The organism is Mesorhizobium abyssinicae (assembly GCF_049887195.1).
Lineage (GTDB): Bacteria > Pseudomonadota > Alphaproteobacteria > Rhizobiales > Rhizobiaceae > Mesorhizobium > Mesorhizobium abyssinicae.
In genome coordinates, this window is the sequence record NZ_JARAKC010000129.1 from 1 (window position 1) to 416 (window position 416).

At 65.9% G+C, this 416-nt stretch carries 1 pseudogene; it reads left to right on the forward strand.

Features of this window, described 5'->3' with window-relative positions:
• A pseudogene (locus PU724_RS33950) lies at positions 1-416 on the forward strand (IS5 family transposase); the annotation flags it as partial.

The following is a 416-nucleotide window of genomic DNA, read 5'->3' on the forward strand; positions in this document are numbered from 1 at the left end:
GAGTGGGAGCAGTTCGCACCGCTGATGCCCAAGCCTGGGCGTCGCGGCCGTCCGCGCGAGGTTGATTTCCGGGAGGTGGTCAACGCCCTGCGCTACCTGGTCCGCTCCGGTTGCGGTTGGCGGATGCTGCCGATCCATTTCGGCCCCTGGCAGACGGTCTACGGCTGGTCCCGCGAGCTGGCGCGGCGCTTTCTGTTCCAGACCATCCACGACGTGGCGCTGATGCTGGATCGCGAGCGAGCGGGCGCGAGGCCAGTCCCACGGCTGGCGTGACAGACAGCCAGTCGGTCAAGGCTCCGCAAGCTGAAACAAGGGGTCACGACGCCGGCAAGAAGATTGTCGGCCGCAAGCGACACATTGCCGTCGATACGGATGGACGGCTGTTGATGGTCAACCTCACCACCGCCGATATCTCC